This window comes from Streptomyces sp. NPDC043876 (genome assembly GCF_056435825.1).
This window is the reverse complement of the sequence record NZ_JBWKDV010000003.1, coordinates 297,109-314,025: the sequence shown is the minus strand read 5'-3', so window position 1 is coordinate 314,025 and position 16,917 is coordinate 297,109. Positions and strand designations below refer to the sequence as shown.

Below are 16,917 nucleotides of genomic sequence, written 5' to 3'. Positions count from 1 at the left end.
TGCTCCGGGATGCGGATGCGCCGCGCTGCTGCTTCGCTGAATGCGCCCGCTGTCCCCGTCGACCAGAGGAGCGATCATGAGCGGTGCAGGCGAGCCCGGCGGCCGGGCGGGGCAGCTGCGCGCGAAGGCGCGGGAACTGAGCGAGGCGGCCGAGCGGGCCGCCGACCCGCAGGACCGCGAGCGGCTCCGGGACAGGGCCCAGCGCTTGCGGGAGCAGAGCGAGCAGGAGAGCCGGATCGACGATCCGGGGATGGACCTCAGGTAGCCCCCCGGCCCGCCGACGGGCCGACGGGCGGACGCGCCGACTGCCGGACGGGACCCCGCACCCCGCGCGGGGCACCGCGGTCGCTAGGATCACCTGTTTGTTCGAATATCCGGCGAAGCGGGGGGTGCGTGGATGAGCGCGCAACTAAGAGATTTGGCAGCGGAGTTGGCCGCGGTGCTGTGGCGGGAGCACACCGTCTACCGCGACCGGTCGGGTGTGGTGGTGATCCGGGGGGATCACGTGCGGCGGTGGATCAGCCTGTCCTCGGGCGCCGGAGCCGACGAGGTGCTGCTGCGCGCCGGGCGCATCCTCGACGGCGGTACGACGGCCCCGGCCCGCTGCGAGGCGGTCGCCCGGCGCTCGGCCGGGACGGCCGAACTGGCCACGGCCTGCCGCCGGTTGCTGGCCGAGACGGCGTCGGGCCCCGCCGACGCGGCAGGCGCGGCGGGACCCCGACGCGCCGGGCGCCGCTCCGGGCGGCGGCACACCGGTTTCACGTCGTGGCTGGTCGTCGCCTGCGTGGTGGGGCTGGTGGCCTACTACCTCCAGACCACCCGCGGCGTCTTCTAGCCCAAGGGAACTGCGGCGGGTCCGCCCTCAGAGGCGGACCTGCCACTCGGCCGACGACCGCAGGGCGCGGGCGAGCTCCGGGTCGCGCACGGAGGGCGTGCGGTCCTCGGCCGTGACGGTCAGCCGGTGCGGGCGCAGGTCGAAGAGCCACAGGTCGGCGACGCGTACGTCGGTCCGGCCCGCGAGCCGCTTCTGCTCCCGCCCGTCCAGGTACCAGCGCACCACCGGCTGCCGTCCGTCCTGGCCGGTCAGCCGGGGCACGGAGATCTTCGCGGTGTCCCGCAGGCGCAGCGTGCGCCCGGTCGGGGCGAGCGGGGTGACCAGGTGTGCGTGCTGGTGGAACCCGGCGATCATCGCCTCGACACCGGGCAGGTTGAAGGGCTTGCCGAGGACCCGCATGATCGAGGCGTCGGTGGGCCGGTAGAGACCGGAGACGAAGTAGCCGCCGCCCTCGTACGCACCGACCGTGCCGCCGTCGGGCGACGTCTCCCCCAGCCAGCGGTACCACTTGGCCCGCTGCCCGCCCATAGGACCGGCCGCCAGCGTCGAAGTGTTGGGGTCGACGGGCTCGGGACCGGTGTAGTGCTCGTACTCCGGGACGCCGGGGTAGAAGTACTCGTCGGCGAGCTTGCCCAGCGAGTGACCGGTCTCGTGGATGGCGACCTGGCCGGACTTCGGGTGGCCCGCCGAGGCGGTCGATATGCCCTCGTAGCCGAGGGTCGCGCTGCGCTCGTTGTAGCCCGCGCCGCCGTACTTGGCGCTGTTGGCGAGGACGATCACCAGGTCGGCGGCGGGCGCCTTCGCCACGTACCCGTCCACCTTCGGCTGGTCGACGCAGAGCAGCCGCTCGATCCCCTCGCACCAGAAGTACGAGCCGAGCGCGGTGTCGCGCACCGTCGTCGCGTCGGGGTCACCGGTGACACCGGACTGCCGGGAGACCGCGTCGACCGTCCAGACGTTGAAGAGGTTGCGGTAGCTCGCGTAGGGCTCGACCGCGCTCAGCTCCGCCCACTTCTCCTTGGCGTCGGTGTGGAAGCGGTCCAGTTCGGCGGCTGTGTAGCCGTCACCCACGACCACGATGTCGAGGCGGTCGGACACCGGACCGTTGTCGATCATCTTGGTGACCGTCCCGTCGGCCGTCCGCTCGGCCTCCGGGAGCCGCAGCGCGGGCTTCGCCCGGCCCTCGGACGGCACTTGTACCGACCCCGACCCGGCCGCCTCCCCGCGCTCCGGCCCGGGGACCTCCACGGGTACGCGGGTGGCGCCGGGCGGTGCGGCGGTCGGCCGCGGCGCGGGATCGGCGCTGGCGCCGCCCGGTCCGACGGCCAGCAGGGCGACGGTGGCGCAGCACGCCAGCGCGGTCGCGCGCAGGGCCGGGCGGATGACTGGTCTCATGAGGTGCCCCCGGGAACAGGAAGTTAAGCAGTCGGTTAAACAGACTGAATCGGTTGCTTAAATTAGGGGGCGCGGGAGGCGTGCGCAATGGTCCGCACGCCCCAATACTGTTCGGTGAGCGTCGTGTTGGCGGGATGGACCAGGGAGCATCAATGGACGAACCGGCCGAGATCGGACGCAGGGTGCAGCGGCTGCGGGGCGAGCGCGGGCTGACCCAGAAGCAGTTGGCCGAGCCCTCCTACAGCGCCGCCTACGTCTCCACGCTGGAGTCCGGCCGGGTCCGGCCGTCCGAGACGGCCCTGCGCTTCCTCGCCGGGCGCCTGGACGTCAGCTACGAGGAACTGGCTACCGGCAGGCCCGCCCACCTGGCCACCGAGCTACGGCTCGCCCTCACCGACGCCCAGCGGGCACTGGCCACCGGCGACGCCGACGAGGCCGCCGACCACTACCGGCGGCTCCTGACCGAGGCCGAGGCCCTCGGCCTCGCCGCGGAGCGGACCGAGGCCCTGCTGGGCCTCGGGGACTGCGCGCTGGAAGCGGGTGAACTCGGCGACGCGGTGGCCCGGTTCGAGGAGGCGGAGCGACTGCTGGAGGGCGAGCCGCTGCACCGCCGGGCGCGCCCGATCCGGGGCCGCGCGGTGGCCATGCTGCTCGCCGGTGAACTGCGCTACGCCTGCTACCTCCTCGAATCGACCATCGACGAACTGAACGCGAGCGGACTGCCCGACCCGGAGGCGCTGCTGCTGCTCTACGCCGCCGTCATCGGGCCGTACATCGACATGGGCGCGCACGCCCGGGCCGCGCACGCGGCCGAACTCGCGCTGGCCCTCGCACCCCGGGTCGGTGATCCGGCGCTTGTCGCGGGGATGCACCGGCAGGTGGCCCGGACGTTCCTCGCGGAGGGGCGGCCCGCCGACGCCGACGCCTCGCTGGCCAAGGCGCAGGCGATCTACCGCCAGCTGCGGCTGGGGACGGACCTGGCGCACTGCCACTGGATGCGGGGGTACGTACAGGCGCAGAACGGCGAACTCCAGGCGGCCGAAGCGGAGTTGCGCACGGCGCGGGACATGCTCGCGGCGCGCCGGGCCGCGCTCTACACCGCGCAGGTCGAGGTGGAGCTGGCCGACGTGCTGCGGCGCCTCGGCCGCCGCGAGGAGGCGGCGGCGCTGCTGTCGGAGCTGCTGGAGCTGGGCGACCGGCACGGCGCGGTGCACGCGGGCGGGGCGCACCGGCTGCTCGGGCTGATCGCCGAGGAGCGCGGGGACGCCGCGGCGGCCGAGGAGCACTACGTGCGGGCCTTGGCCCTGCTGGAGCGCAGCGGGGCCTCGGGGGACCTCGCCGACCTGTGCCGGCTGCTGGGTGACCTGCTGCGGCGCGCCGGGCGCACGGAGGCCGCGCTGGACGCGTACCGGACCGGGCTCGGCCATCGCGCGGCTCCGGGGACGACGACCCTCGGCCCCGCGCCCGCGGCCCCCTCCGGCGCACCGGGGCCGGCGGCGGACGTGCTCCGGCTGCCCCGATAGCACGACGGGCCGGGGCGGAGCGCCGTGCGGTGGATACCGCGGCGCCCGTCCCGGCCCGGGGCCGTGCGGGTCGTACGGGGGCTGTCCGGCCGGACCGTCGGCCGGTCGCCGTGAGACGGTCGCCGTCAGCCGGTCGCCGTCAGCCGGCGGGGCGCTCCCAGCGGTAGAACCGCTGGGCCATCGCGTCCTTCGGCCCGCGCCAGGTGTCGGGGTCGTGCGGGCTGATGTAGCGGGAGAGGCTCTCGCTGAGGCTGCGGAACTCCGGATGGTCGGTGACCTGGGCGATGGCCGGGCCCGGCGCGCTGTCGGACTCGATCAGGTGCATGTACACCTCGCCGAACTGGAACAGACTGCGGCGCCTGACGCCGACCAGGTGGGGCAGCTCGCCCGCGTCCGAGGCCGCGAACAGATCGGCGATGTCGGGTGCGGAACCGGGCGCCATGCGGGCCACGATGAGCGCTTGGTGCATCGGAGGGGACGGCCTTTCTGCGCGGGGTGGCGGGTCAGCGGCTGCCGGCGACGGGGACGGGGTTCTCCCGGCTGTGCTGCTCGATCTTCTCGCGGATGAGTTCCATCTGGATCCGGGAGTTGTGGTTGATCCGGTCCGTCATGCCCGCGTCGTCGATGGGGGCCTCCGGCTTCATCGCGAAGTCCTGCACCCAGCGCATCCGGGTGCCGCCGGGGACGGGGGCGTACTCCCAGTGGATGTTCATGTGCGCGAACGGTCCGGTCTCGACGCGGCGGGCCCGGACGGTCAGGCCGTCGCGGTCGACGGTGCGCTCGGAGACCCAGCTCCACACGACGCCGTTCTCGTCCGGGTGCATCGCCAGCCGGAACCGGGTGGTGTCGCCGGCCTCTTCGAGGATGTCGATCGACGCGTACTCGCTGAAGAGCCGCGGCCAGTTGGGGAGGTCGTTGGTCATCTCCCAGACGAGGTCGACGGGCGCCTTGACGGTGATCTCGTTGTCGGTGTGGCCGGCCATGTCAGGCTCCCGTCATCAGGCTGCTGTTGACCAGGTCGAGGAATTCGGCGGGGCTCTTGCAGCGGTCCGCGTCGGCGGGCAGCGCGCGGCCGCGCCGGTTCTCCAGTTCACCGACGATGCCGAGCAGCCCCAGCGAGTCGAGGCCGTAGTCGTCGAACACGGCGTCCGGACGGCTCGCCAGCTCGGCGGGGTCGACGGTGATGCCGGCGGTCTTCATCAGGGCCGCCAGTTCTTCCAGGGTGAGTCGGTCGGACATGGTGGGTGCCTTCTCTCTGCGACTGCTTCTTCCGTGGGTCACGGGTGCTGACTGCGGATCACGAGCGCCGAGTTGGAGCCCATCAGGCCCCGGCTCAGCACGAGGGCGGTGCGCAGCTCCGCGGAGCGGGCGCCGCCCGTGACCACGTCCAGGTCGTGGCACACGTCGAAGACGTTCGGGGTGGGCGGGAGGATGCCGTGCTCCAGGGCCAGAACGGCGGCGGCGACGTCGAGGGTTCCGGCCGCGCAATAGGCGCGCCCGATGCCGCTCTTGGGAGCGGTGACGGCCACCTTGCGGCCGTGGGCCCCCAGGGCCGCGTGCAGCGCGCGGGCCTCGGCGGCGTCGGCCTCCGGGGTGCCGAGGGCGTCCGCGAAGACGACGTCGACCTCCTCGGGGGCGCAGCCCGCCTCGCGCAGCGCGCCGCCGATGGCCCGGGCGAGGCCCTCCGCGGACGCCGCCCAGCGGCCGGGTCCGGTGAAGGTCGCCGCGTGCCCGGCCAGTTCGGCGCGCACGGGGGCGCCGCGCGCCACGGCGGCCCGTCCGTCCTCGACGACGAACATGGCGCCGCCCTCGGCCGGAACGAAGCCGCAGGCCTTGTCGGTGAAGGGGCGGTAGGCCCGTTCGGGGTCGTCGCTGAGGCTCAGCCCCTCGTACCCGAGCTGGCAGACCACCGAGTACGGGGCCAGCGGTGCCTCCGTCGCGCCGACCAGCATGGCGCGGCTGCCCTGGCGGACGGCCCGGGCGGCGTGGGCGAAGGCGTCCAGGCCGCCCGCCTCGTCACTGGCCAGCACCCCGCAGGGGCCCTTGAACCCGCGCCGGATGGAGACCTGGCCGGTGCTCGCCGCGTAGAACCAGGCGATGGACTGGTACGGGCCGACGTAGCGGGGGCCCTGTCCCCAGAGCCGTTGCAGCTCGCGCTGCCCGAACTCGCCGCCGCCGGAGCCCGCGGCGGTGACCACGCCCACGGAGTAGGGGTCGTCCTCGTAGTCCGCGCGGCCGAGCCGGGCGTGTTCCAGGGCGAGGTCGGCCGCGGCGAGGGCGTGGTGGCTGAACCGGTCGGTCTGGACGAGGAAGCGGTCCTCGACGAGGGTGCCCGGGTCGAAGCCGCGGACCTCGCCCGCGACGCGCAGCGGCAGGTGTTCGCAGCCCTGCCGGGTGATCCGGCCGATGACCGCGTCCCCGGCCTGCGTGGCCTTCCAGAAGGCGTCGGCGCCGGTCCCGTTGGGTGCGACGACCCCGACGCCCGTGATGACGACCGCCGGGTGGCCGGACGACCGGCCGCCGGTGCGGGGGGCGGCGTTCACACGCTCACCTCCTTCGGCTGGGACATGACCACCGCGGACTGGAAGCCGCCGAACCCGCTGCCGACGGAGAGCACGCTGCGCAGCCGGTGTTCCCGGGCGGTGCGCGGTACGTAGTCCAGGTCGCATTCGGGGTCGGGGGTCTCGTAGTTGGCGGTCGGGGGGACGACCTGGTGGCGGAGCGCCAGGACGCAGGCGGCCAGTTCGATGGCGCCGATGGCGCCGAGCGAGTGCCCCACCATCGATTTGATGGAACTCATCGGGGTCTTGTAGGCGTGGTCGCCCAGGACGCGTTTGACGGCCGCGGTCTCGTGCCGGTCGTTCTGCTTGGTGCCGGAGCCGTGCGCGTTGACGTAGTCGACGTCCGAGGCGGCGATCCGGGCCTGCCCGAGGGCGGTTTCGATGGCCCGGGCCATTTCCAGGCCCTCGGAGGTGAGCCCCGTCATGTGGTGGGCGTTGCCGAAGGTGGCGTACCCGCCGATCTCGCAGTAGACGGTGGCGCCGCGGGCCCGGGCGTGCTCCAGCTCTTCCAGGACGAGGACGGCGCCGCCCTCGCCGAGGACGAATCCGTCGCGGTGCGCGTCGAAGGGCCGGGAGGCGTGGGCCGGGTCGTCGTTGTTCGCCGAGGTCGCCTTGATGGCGTCGAAGCAGGCGACCGTGATGGGGGACACGGGAGAGTCGGAGGCGCCCGCGACGCAGACGTCCATCCGCCCCTCCTGGATGGAGTGGACGGCGTACCCGATCGCGTCGAGGCCGGAGGTGCAGCCGGTGGACACGGTCTGTACCGGCCCCCGCGCGCCCGTCTGCTCCGCCACCGCCGAGGCGAGGGTGGCGGGGGTGAACGCGCGGTGCAGGAAGGGCGAGGCGAGGTGCTCGTCCACGTCCCACCACTCGCCCCGCTGGCTGACGGCGACGTAGTCGTGCTCCAGGCGGGTGGTGCCGCCGACGGCGGTGCCGAGGGAGACGCCGGTGCGCCAGCCCGCGTCGCCGGTGAGGTCGAGGCCCGCGTCGGCCACCGCCTCCCGGGCGGCGACCAGCGCGAACTGGATGTACCGGTCCGCGCGGGCCGTCGCGTCCTCGTCGAGGCCGTGCGCGGCGGGGTCGAAGTCGACCTCCGCGGCGATCCGGGAGCGGAAGCCGGCGGGATCGAAGAGGGTGATCCCACGGGTCGCCGTACGCCCGTGGGACAGCAGGTCCCAGAAGGCGGCCGTGCCGATGCCGCCGGGCGCGACGACGCCGACTCCGGTGACGGCCACCCGGCGGCGGGTCACGACACCGCTCCCGTACGGTCCGGCGGGCGATCCCATTCGACGGCCGTCGTGTGCGCCGTCGCGTGCGTGGTCGCGTGCGCCGCCTCCTCGGTGTCGACGTGGCCCAGTTCGGGCCGGGGGGCGAGCGGGCCGAGGTGGAAGACCATGCGCGCCTCGGTGTCGCCGACGTTGCGGAACCGGTGGCGCACGTTGAGCGGAACCAGGAGCCCCTGGTCGGTGCGCAGCGGGTGGGGCTCGCCGTCGAGGTCGACCTCGAGGTGTCCGGCCACCACGTACACGAACTCCTCGGAGTACGGGTGGTAGTGCTCGGCGATGGATTCTCCGGGGGCCATCACCGCCAGGCCCATGAAACCGCTGGTGCAGCCCACCGACGTCGGTGTGAGCACGGCTCGCAGATCTCCTCCGCGCCGGGTGTTGGGCTGCGTCTCGCTGAGGTCGACGATGCGTGGGCGTTCTCTGGTCATGGCGGACTTCCTCCGGGCGGAGACGGAGCCTGCGCGAGGCTGTCGTGGCTGGGGGTACGGGGGTGGAAGGGTGCCGCGGGGCAACCGCCGTGTGCGGGCGGTCGCCGCGGCCGGATCAGGACGCCGCGGGTGCGTGGCGGTCCGTGATCAGCTTCATGGGGCGGGGCGCGGCCGGGGCGTGCCCGGCCGGTCCGGCGAGCAGCCGCGCCAGGACCGCCGCCGCGCGGGGTCCCTCGAGGCCGACGGCGGCCGCGGGGCGCGCCTCGGGGGGACCGCTCACGTCCAGGAGGCGCACGACGACGTCGTCGCGCTGGAAGATGCTGCTGCTGCGCACCGGCCCGCCGGGGCGCCGGGCCGCCGCCTCGTCCTGCCGGGAGAGGAACCGGGCGAGGGCGGGCCCGCAGCCGGGCTTGGCGGGGTAGAGGACGGCGTGGCGGTGGACGTCGGCCGCGCCCGGCTCCTCCTCGGGGGCGGCGATGTGGTGGACCGCGGGGAGTCCGGCGCGCATGAAGAACATGCGGGCCGATTCCGGGTCGGCCAGGTCCCGGTCCTGTTCCAGGTAGGGGTTCAGGGCCTCCTCCACGGCGCGGACCTCGGGCTGTTCGGACACGTGCCGCAGGGCCGCCATCAGGTCGCCCTGGACCTCGACCGTCCGCACGACCCGGTTGCCGTGCATGAAGAGGGAGGTGCGGCGCAGCCGGGTGTGGTCGTCGACCCGGGCGGCCGGGGAGGCGTAGGAGGAGAGGATCTCCGCCACCGCGTCCTCGCTGCCGGGCTTGACCGTGAAGGTGAGGCCGTGGCGGACGATGCCGGCGCCGAGCCGGGGCGCGGGCTGGAGCCGGGCCCGAACCGCGGGGGCGGCGGGGGCGTCGTAGCGCTTGCCCGTCTCGCGCAGGACGGTGAACTTGAGCGGCTTCATGGCGCGGGCGCAGGCGCCGAGCGGGCGGACCTGTTCGGCGTGCGCCTCGCTGTTGACCCAGGCGAGGTACTGGGGCGCGCTCTCCCATTCGCTGGTGATGAGCCATTGGGAGGGGTTCTCGAAGGACTGGCAGAGCTGGTCGCCGAGGTGGCCCGGGACGGACGCGATGTCGTGGCGGAGCTGCTCGTACGCCTCGAAGAAGCGCTGCTGGGTCCCTTCGTGGAGGTCCATCAGCAGGACGACCCGGAGCATCGAGCCGTCGAAGGCGGACTGTGACACCCGTTCGGCCAGGGTGTTGGTCATCTGCTCGCTCCTTCGTGAAGACGTGGGGGCCAGCCCGTTCCGGTCCGGGGGCGGTGCCGCTGTCCCTCATGGTCATCCCGACCGCCACGTACCGCTACATCTCACAATCAAGCGGGTGACAACCGGCGAATCGCCCGGGCTCGCGGACGGATCCGGGCATAAAGGACTTCGCACAAAGGACTTCACCGCCCCGCACCGACCCGCACAGAAATCAGGAGCCCTTCGCCAATGGAAGAGAACGTCGATGTCCGCGTACCGGTCCTCGTCGTGGGCGGCTCCCTCGTGGGCCTGTCCACTTCGCTGTTCCTGAGCCGTCACGGGGTCAGGCACCTGCTCGTCGAGAAGCACGCCGGGACCTCGGAGCACCCGCGCGGACGCGGGATCAACGCCCGGACCATGGAACTGTTCCGCACGGCCGGAGCGGAACCGGCGATCCGGCGGGCCGCATCCGTACTCGAAGGCAACAACGGCATCCTGCAGACGGAATCGCTCACCGGCGACCAGCACAACTGGCTGGTCAAGGCCATCGACCCGGGCGGGGCACTGGCCCGCTTCAGCCCCACCGGCTGGTGCCTGTGCAGTCAGAACAACATCGAGCCCGAACTGGCCGCGCAGAGCCGGGCGCAGGGCGCCGACGTGCGCTTCTCCACCGAACTGATGAGCTTCACCCAGGACGAGGACGGTGTCGACGCCCTGGTGAAGGACCGGGAGACCGGTGAGCACATCCGGGTGCGCGCCGACTTCCTGATCGCCGCGGACGGTCCGCGCAGCCCCGTCCGGGAGGCCCTGCGCATCCCCCAGACGGGTGGCGGCGAGCTGTTCCACAACGTCAGCATCACCTTCCGCTCGGAGCGGCTGACCGAGGTGCTGGGCGACCTGCGCTTCATCGTCTGCTACCTGATCCGGCCGGGCGCGGACGGGGCGCTGCTGCCGGTGGACAACCGGTCGCAGTGGGTCTTCCACGCCCCCTGGCACCCGGACCGGGGCGAGACGCTGGAGGACTTCACCGAGGAGCGGTGCGTGCGCCAGATCCGCGAGGCGATCGGCGTCCCGGACCTGGACGTGGTGATCGGCGGGAAGGCCCCGTGGCACGCGGCCGAACGGGTGGCCGTGCGGTACTCCTCCGGCCGGGTGTTCCTCGCCGGGGACGCGGCCCACGAGATGTCCCCGACCGGCGCCTTCGGCTCCAACACGGGCATCCAGGACGGCCACAACCTGGCGTGGAAGATCGCGGCGGTGCTCGACGGATCGGCCGGCGCCGAACTGCTGGACACCTACGAGGCCGAACGGCTTCCCGTGGCCAAGGCCACCAGCGAGCGGGCGTCGGCGCGTTCGGCCGAACACAGCCACCCGGGGTACGCGCCGCCGCCGGTGATGGGCGGGGGCGGCCCCAAGAGCGGGGTGCTGCCCACGGCCATGGGCTACTGCTACCCGGTCGGCGCGGTCGTCGGCGGCGACCCCGGCCGTCCGGTCATCCCGGACGGGCTGCGCCTGACGGGTGACGTCGGCACGCGGGCGCCGCACCTGTGGCTGACCCGGGCCGGGCAGCGGATCTCCACCCTCGACCTGTACGAGCGCTCGTTCGTCCTGCTCAGCTCTGCGGGCACCCCGTGGGCGGCCGCGGCCGGGGAGGCGGCCCGGCGCACCGGCGCACGGCTGGACTCCTACACGATCGGGACCGGGGACTCGGGAGCCGATCTGGTCCAGCCGGACGACGCCGACTGGGCGCAGGCCCACGAACTGCCGGCCGCGGGCGCCGTACTGGTCCGCCCGGACGGGTTCGTGGCCTGGCGCGCGGAGGGGGCCGCGGCCGACCCCGAGGCGGTCCTGGCCGACGTACTGCGTCAGGTGCTGCGCACGGCCTGAGGCCGGGCGGCGCCGGGCCCTCTCCGAGCCGGGTCACCGCGCCTCGCGGGGGCCCGGCGCGGGCGGGCCGGGTCACCGCCTGCGCGGGAGTGGCGGGCGCGGTCAGCCGCAGGCCCAGCATCCCGCCCAGCACCCGTGGCCCCGCGGCCCCGGATGGCGGTGGCGGGGGGCCCGGGCCGACCGGTGGGCGGGGCGGGCTTCGCGGGCGGCGTGCGAGGCCCGGCCCACGAGGCAGGCCACCACGACCGCGACCGCGGCGAGTTCTTCGGGTTCGGCGGTGCCGCGGTGGACCCGCAGCAGGTTCGATATCGGCGCGTCCGACTGCATCGACATGGCCCCTCATCAGGAGAGTTCACCCTGTCGGGCCGCATGGGCCCCTGACGCTGACGACGCTACGAGCGCCGGATCGTCCTGTCGTGCCGGGGCGCTCCGTCCACACCCATCCGGGCGACACGCCCGAGCGCGCGGGCCGTCTCGCGCCCGCCCCGCCCGCTCGCGCCCGTGCTACGGCCCGACGAGTTCGCGGACCGTGGCCATGTCGCTGAAGGGGAGCAGCCGGTCGCCGACGATCTGGTGCGGCTCGCTGCCCTTGCCCGCGATGAGGACCGTGTCCAGGGGACCGGCGACGGACAGGGCGTGGGCCACGGCCTCCCGGCGGTCGGTGAACCGCTCGAAGGGCGTACCGGTGGCCACCAGACCGGGCGCGATCTGGTCCAGGATCCCCTCCGGGTCCTCGTGGCGGGGGTTGTCCGAGGTCAGGACGCACAGGTCGGAGTGGGTGCCCGCGATCCGCCCCATTTCGGCGCGCTTGGTGGTGTCCCGGTCCCCGCCGCAGCCGAAGACCGTGATGACGCGCCCGGCCGCGAACCCGCGGATGGCCGTCAGCACCTTGTCCAGCGAGTCCGGGGAGTGGGCGTAGTCCACGATGACCGAGGTTCCGTCCGGCGTCCGCATCCGCTCGAACCGGCCGGGCACCGGGGGCATCACGGCGAGCGCGGCCACGAGCCCGGGCAGGTCGTGCCCCAGGACGTGGCAGGCCGCCACGGTGGCCAGCGCGTTGGAGACGGAGAACCGGCCGGGGACGGGAAGGGAGGCGGCGTATCGCTGCCCGGCGTGGTGCAGGGTGAAGCGGGTGCCCGAGGCGTCCAGCACCAGATCGGTGGCCCGGTAGTCGGCCTCCGCGTCCAGGGCGTACGTGGTCACGGCGCCCGGCATCATCGCCCGGATGCCCGCGCCCACCGGGTCGTCGACGTTGACCACGGCGCGTCGGCAGAGCCCCTGGAAGAGGCGGAGTTTGGCGTCCCGGTAGTTGTCCATCGTGCCGTGGTCGTCCAGGTGGTCCTGGGTCAGGTTGGTGAAGACGCCCACGTCGATGAACGTACGGTCCACGCGGTGCGTCAACAGGGCCATCGAGGTGGCCTCCAGCACGGCGCTGGTGGTTCCGCGGTCGCGCATGGCGCCCAGCAGGTACTGCAGATCGGGCGATTCGGGGGTGGTCAGCGCCGAGCGGGGCATCGGGATCAGCTCGTCGCCGATGCGGCTGCCGGCCGTTCCGATGACGCCCACCTTCGCGCCCTCGGCGATCCGCAGCACCGACTCCACCATGTAGGACACGGAGGTCTTGCCGTTGGTGCCGGTGATGGCCACCACGTCCATCTGCCGCCCGGGTTCGCCGAAGTAGCGGGAGGCGGCGACGGCGGCCGCCTTGCGGGTGTCCGCCACCCGTACGAGGCATCCGCCGGGCGCCGGGGCCGCCGGCACCCCCGCGCCGACGAGGACGGCGGCGGCGCCGCGCGCGAGGGCCGGGCCGACCGCGGCGGGGCCGCCCTCGACGTGCCCCGGAACCGCGATGAAGAGCGATCCGGGGGTCACCCGGTCGACGTCGAAGGTGGGCCCCGCGGTGATCGCCACCGCGTCAGGGTCGCCCCGGAGGACCTCGTGGTCGTGCCCTGCCAACAGCTCGCTGAGCTTCATGATGGTCCCTTCGAAGGTGGCGCGCGGCCCGGTCGTGCGGCGGCGGCCAGGCGGCAGCTCCGGCGGTGCGCCGGTGGCTGCGGTGAGAAGTGCGCGCACCCGCGGGCGGTACGGGGCTCCGCGGAGAGCGGGTGCGAACGGTGAACGCGAACGGTGGGACCCGGGGAGCGACGGTGCGGGTGCGGGTGCGCTCTGCGGGGGTGGCGGTGAACGGTGCTGCGGCGGAAGACCGCTAGCCGTGGCCGTGCGGCGCCCCGCACCCGGCCCGGGGTGCCCCGGCCTCGTACGCCGCCGCCCCGCCGACCGCGGGGGCCCCGGGCCGCGCGGCCGCGGTGGCACGCAGCGCGAGGGCGGCCCGGTGCGGGCTCTTCCCCGTGACGCGTGTGCGAGTGCGACCCATGCGCCGAGTGTACGTGCGGTGGACCGGCCGGGATTCCGCGCGCGGCGGAGGTGCACGCCGGTGGCCGGGGGCCATGGCCGGGGATCGGGTCGGGGGATCGGGCTGGGGAATCCCGAAGTGGATCCCGCCCGGTCGGGCATCTGGCGCTGGGCACCGGCCCGGGGCTTCCGCCCGGGGAGCGGGCTCGGGGCACCGGCCCGGGGCTCCGGCCCGACGTCCGCCCGGGCATCCGGCCTGGGGATCCGGCCCGGGCATCCGGCCTGGGCATCCGGCCCGGGGGGGGCGAACCCTGGTCTCCGGCCCGGGGTTCCCGCCCGGGGAGCGGGCCCGGGGCCCCGGCCCGGCGTCCGCCCGGGGAGCGGCCCCGGCTTGAGGCCCTGCCCGGGGAGCGGGCCCGGGACTCCGGCCCGACTTCTGCCCGGGGCACCGGCTGAGCATCTGCCCCGGCCGGTGCTACAGGCTCCCGCCCGGGGCACCGGCCCGGGCATCCGGCCCGAGGCTTGGGCCCTACGTCCGCCGGGGCCCGACCGGGCATCTGGCCCGAGGACGGACCCGGGGCTCCCGCCCGGCGCACCGGCCCAAGGCTCCCGCCTGGGCATCCGGCCCGGGGAGCGGGCCCGAGGGCGAACCCGAGTCTCCGGACCCGGGGTTCCCGCCCGGGGCTACCGCCCGGGGAGCGGGCCCGGGGCACCAGCCCGATGTCCGCCCAGGACTCCAGCCAGAGGCTCCGCCCGAGGCACCGGCCCGGGGAACGGGCCGGGGCATCCGACCCCGGGGCTCCGGCCGCCCGGCTGCCCCGTCGCCGCGGGGTCTGCGTGCGACAGGGCGGCACCGCGCGCGGCACACCGGGGGCGCCGTCCCTTTTCTCCTACTATGGGCCGCGATTCGGCCCGAGGGTGCGGGAGATCACCCGGTGGCGTCCCCTCTCGTGTCCAGGAGCCCCATGCCCCGCGCGCACCGGCCCGCCGTCCGCTCCTCCGTCCGCTCCGCCGTGCTGGCCGCCTGCCTGGTCCTCGGCGCCGTCGGCGCCCTCGCGCCCGGCGGCGGGACCCTGGCCGCCGCCCCCGCCGCGGCCGCCTCCGCCGCTCCCCCCGTCCCCGACCCCGGCGAGGTCGCCCTGCTGGGCGAGGCGCACGCCCGGGAGCACGCCCGGCGGCGGTCCGCCGCCGGGAGCGCGGGCGCCGCCGAGTACCCGCAGGCCGCGCGCAGCGCGAGCCTCGATTCCCTGGCGGCCTCGCAGCGGGCGGCGAATGCGGCCTTCGACGCCGCCGCGTCCGGCCGGTTCACGGAGTACTTCCCCTCCCCCGACTTCGGCGTCCACGTGGCCCAGCTGCCGACGGGCAAGGTGCTGCTCTTCTCCTTCGAGCGCGTCAACACCGACCCCACCAAGGAGACCGGCCCCACCGACCGGATCGGCCGCACCAACGCGGGCCGCGCCTACCTCTGGGACCCGGCCAGGGGCACCGGCCCCCGCGCCTTCAAGAAGGTCGAGCCGCCGACCGTCCTGATGCCCGACGGGACGTACGTGCCCCGGCCGGCCCCGTTCTTCTGCGCCGGCCACGCCTTCCTGCCCAACGGCATGGTCGCCGTGTTCGGCGGCAACGTGGGCGGGAAGGGCGGGACCGGCGCCAAGCTGTCGTTCGTCTTCGACCCGTGGACCGAGACCTGGTTCCGCAACCGCGACATGTCCGTGGGCCGCTGGTACCCCTCGGTGGTGACCGGCGCGGACGGGCGCCAGCTCATCATGTCGGGCCAGTCCGAACGCGGTACGGGCACGCCCACCCCGGTCGTGGAGCGCTTCCCCGCGCGCTCGCGCCCCGTGCCGTGGCGCCGGTACGACCTCCCGGTCAACCTCCCCGTGGAGCGGTTCGGGGCGGACGCGCCCTTCCGCAACGACTACCCGCACCTCTTCTCGCTGCGGGACGGCATGATCTACGGGCTCGGGCGCGACGCGGACCAGCAGTGGCTCTTCGACCCGGTGAAGGAGACCCGCACCGGGCTGGCCCGGCGGCCCGCCGACTTCCGCGGATACGGCTCGGCCGTGCCGCTCCCCGCCGGATTCCGCGGACCGGACTCGGTCCTCGTCCTCGGCGGGGACCCGCACGACCCGAACACCTACCGGCTCTCCGGCGGGACGTGGACCGCCGAGGAGCCGCGGGCCTTCGGGCGGACCCAGGACGACACGCTGATCCTGCCGGACGCCACCCTGCTCACGGTCAACGGCGCCCTGGACACCCGCAACTACGGCAACGGCCCCTTCAACCCGCGGGCCGACCTCAAGTACCGGCAGACCGAGATCCGCGGCGCGGACGGACACTGGCGGCTGGGGCCCGCCCAGCGGCTCCCCCGCGGCTACCACTCCAACGCCCTCGTACTGCCCGACGGGCGGATCATGGTCACCGGCGACGAACTCCAGCAGATCGCCAACGACCCGGACATCCACGACGGCATGGACGGCAGCATCGAACTGTACGAGCCCGCCTACCTGCACCGCGGACCGCGCCCCTCGCTCGACCGCGTACCGGCCCGGTCCCTCGGCCACGACACGGAGTTCCGCGCCGGGACCTCGACCCCCGGCGAGGTCCGGCGCGCCGTGCTGCTCGCCCCGACGACCGTCACGCACGCCGTGAACACCAGCCAGCGCCACCTCGAACTCCGCATCACCGCCGTCCGGGGCGACGGCGTCATCCTGCGCACGCCCGCCACCGCCGCCGACGCCCCTCCCGGCCACTACATGCTCTTCCTCCTCAACGCCCGCGGCGTCCCCAGCCGCGCCCAGTGGATCCAGCTCGGCACCCCCTGACCCGCGGAAGCCGCCCGCCGTCCGCGTCTTGGCAGAATGCGGGCATGCGCTCCGACGTGGCCCTGCGACAACTCGACCCCGACCTGCTCGACGCCCTGCTGGACACCGCGGTGGCGGACGCCGATCCGCTGGAGGTGATGCCTGCGATGCCCGGCTCCACCGGATGGACCGCCGAGGCCCGGGCGGCGTTCCTCCGCTTCCACCGCACGCGGTCCCTGTCCGCCGAGCCCGTGGAGGCCACCTTCGCCATCCTGGTCGGGACGGACGTGGTGGGGGCCGCCCGGTTGTGCCCGGTCGCACCCGCCCCTGCCCCGGCCGTGGCCGGCTCGGCGGAGACGGCCGGCCCGTCGGGGACCGCCGAACCGGCGGAAGCCGTCGAGGCGGGGGTGTGGATCGCGCGACGGCACCGGAGCGCGGGGGTGGGCGGCGCCGTGCTCCGGCACCTGCTCGACCGCGCCCGGGCGGACGGCTTCAGGACGCTGCTCATCAGCACCAGCCGGGACAACACCCGCGTCCACCGCATGATCGCCGGCCTCGGCGCCGACCTCGTCCACGGGCCGGACGGCGTGAGCGCGCGGGTGGATCTCACCCCCGGTCGGGCCGCTTAGTGGGTGGATCACCGGG

Annotated in this window: 17 protein-coding genes; 6 read left to right on the top strand and 11 right to left on the bottom strand. The window is 74.6% G+C overall.

The annotated features are described in order from the left end of the window. The first annotated feature begins 76 nt into the window (after positions 1-76). Both AC0693_RS10810 and AC0693_RS10805 read left to right on the top strand, forming a co-directional pair. Positions 77-265 (top strand): DUF6381 family protein, encoded by a 189-nt coding sequence (locus AC0693_RS10810; RefSeq protein ID WP_469315795.1) that lies wholly within the window; start codon positions 77-79, stop codon positions 263-265. A gap of 132 nt (positions 266-397) precedes the next feature. After that, entirely contained in the window at positions 398-835 is a 438-nt protein-coding gene (locus AC0693_RS10805; RefSeq protein WP_478801524.1) for a hypothetical protein, read from the top strand. A gap of 27 nt (positions 836-862) precedes the next feature. Here the strand turns inward: AC0693_RS10805 and AC0693_RS10800 are convergent, their stop codons facing one another. Beyond that, positions 863-2,230, bottom strand: coding sequence for a M64 family metallopeptidase (locus AC0693_RS10800; protein WP_478801523.1), 1,368 nt, complete (start codon positions 2,228-2,230; stop codon positions 863-865). Positions 2,231-2,382: 152 nt separating this feature from the next. Here AC0693_RS10800 and AC0693_RS10795 point away from each other — a divergent pair, with 152 nt between their 5' ends. After that, the gene (locus tag AC0693_RS10795) at positions 2,383-3,753 is read left to right on the top strand and encodes a helix-turn-helix domain-containing protein (RefSeq protein WP_469333152.1); all 1,371 of its coding nucleotides are present in this window, start codon (positions 2,383-2,385) and stop codon (positions 3,751-3,753) included. A 139-nt stretch (positions 3,754-3,892) separates the two neighbouring features. Here AC0693_RS10795 and AC0693_RS10790 read toward each other — a convergent pair whose 3' ends face one another. The 7 genes from AC0693_RS10790 to AC0693_RS10760 form a co-directional block, all read right to left on the bottom strand. Further along, a complete protein-coding gene (locus tag AC0693_RS10790) occupies positions 3,893-4,222 on the bottom strand; it encodes a TcmI family type II polyketide cyclase (RefSeq protein WP_356413206.1) in 330 nt (109 codons plus the stop codon). 34 nt (positions 4,223-4,256) lie between these two features. After that, positions 4,257-4,736: an SRPBCC family protein gene (locus tag AC0693_RS10785; RefSeq protein ID WP_356413204.1), complete on the bottom strand. Its 480-nt coding sequence runs from the start codon at positions 4,734-4,736 to the stop codon at positions 4,257-4,259. Position 4,737: 1 nt separating this feature from the next. Beyond that, the gene (locus AC0693_RS10780) at positions 4,738-4,992 is read right to left on the bottom strand and encodes an acyl carrier protein (protein ID WP_356413202.1); all 255 of its coding nucleotides are present in this window, start codon (positions 4,990-4,992) and stop codon (positions 4,738-4,740) included. Positions 4,993-5,030: 38 nt separating this feature from the next. Continuing rightward, positions 5,031-6,296, bottom strand: a complete 1,266-nt coding sequence (locus AC0693_RS10775) for a beta-ketoacyl synthase N-terminal-like domain-containing protein (RefSeq protein WP_478801522.1) — start codon at positions 6,294-6,296, stop codon at positions 5,031-5,033. Further along, positions 6,293-7,564 carry a beta-ketoacyl-[acyl-carrier-protein] synthase family protein gene (locus tag AC0693_RS10770; RefSeq protein WP_356413198.1) on the bottom strand — a complete coding sequence of 424 codons (1,272 nt, stop codon included), beginning with the start codon at positions 7,562-7,564 and terminating at the stop codon, positions 6,293-6,295. Before AC0693_RS10770 ends, AC0693_RS10775 begins: the two co-directional genes overlap by 4 nt. Continuing rightward, complete coding sequence (locus AC0693_RS10765) at positions 7,561-8,028, bottom strand: cupin domain-containing protein (RefSeq protein ID WP_356413196.1); 468 nt, start codon at positions 8,026-8,028, stop codon at positions 7,561-7,563. The genes AC0693_RS10770 and AC0693_RS10765 overlap by 4 nt, the downstream gene beginning before the upstream one ends. Before the next feature lie 115 nt (positions 8,029-8,143). Further along, on the bottom strand, positions 8,144-9,250 hold the full coding sequence (locus AC0693_RS10760; RefSeq protein ID WP_356413194.1) for a SchA/CurD-like domain-containing protein: 1,107 nt from the start codon (positions 9,248-9,250) through the stop codon (positions 8,144-8,146). Between the two features lie 228 nt (positions 9,251-9,478). Here AC0693_RS10760 and AC0693_RS10755 point away from each other — a divergent pair, with 228 nt between their 5' ends. Beyond that, on the top strand, positions 9,479-11,116 hold the full coding sequence (locus AC0693_RS10755; RefSeq protein WP_478801521.1) for an FAD-dependent oxidoreductase: 1,638 nt from the start codon (positions 9,479-9,481) through the stop codon (positions 11,114-11,116). A gap of 102 nt (positions 11,117-11,218) precedes the next feature. On the opposite strand, the gene AC0693_RS10750 is transcribed toward AC0693_RS10755, so the two are convergent. The 3 genes from AC0693_RS10750 to AC0693_RS10740 form a co-directional block, all read right to left on the bottom strand. Next, positions 11,219-11,449: an acyl-CoA carboxylase epsilon subunit gene (locus AC0693_RS10750; protein WP_469315790.1), complete on the bottom strand. Its 231-nt coding sequence runs from the start codon at positions 11,447-11,449 to the stop codon at positions 11,219-11,221. 171 nt (positions 11,450-11,620) lie between these two features. Further along, the gene (locus AC0693_RS10745; protein WP_469333270.1) at positions 11,621-13,090 is read right to left on the bottom strand and encodes a UDP-N-acetylmuramoyl-L-alanyl-D-glutamate--2,6-diaminopimelate ligase; all 1,470 of its coding nucleotides are present in this window, start codon (positions 13,088-13,090) and stop codon (positions 11,621-11,623) included. Positions 13,091-13,322: 232 nt separating this feature from the next. Next, entirely contained in the window at positions 13,323-13,490 is a 168-nt protein-coding gene (locus AC0693_RS10740; RefSeq protein ID WP_356413188.1) for a hypothetical protein, read from the bottom strand. 943 nt (positions 13,491-14,433) lie between these two features. On the opposite strand from AC0693_RS10740, the gene AC0693_RS10735 reads away from it, so the two are divergent. Together AC0693_RS10735 and AC0693_RS10730 are read left to right on the top strand one after the other, a co-directional pair. Next, positions 14,434-16,293 (top strand): galactose oxidase-like domain-containing protein, encoded by a 1,860-nt coding sequence (locus AC0693_RS10735; RefSeq protein ID WP_478801520.1) that lies wholly within the window; start codon positions 14,434-14,436, stop codon positions 16,291-16,293. Between the two features lie 44 nt (positions 16,294-16,337). Then, entirely contained in the window at positions 16,338-16,901 is a 564-nt protein-coding gene (locus AC0693_RS10730; RefSeq protein WP_478801519.1) for a GNAT family N-acetyltransferase, read from the top strand. Positions 16,902-16,917: the final 16 nt, after the last annotated feature.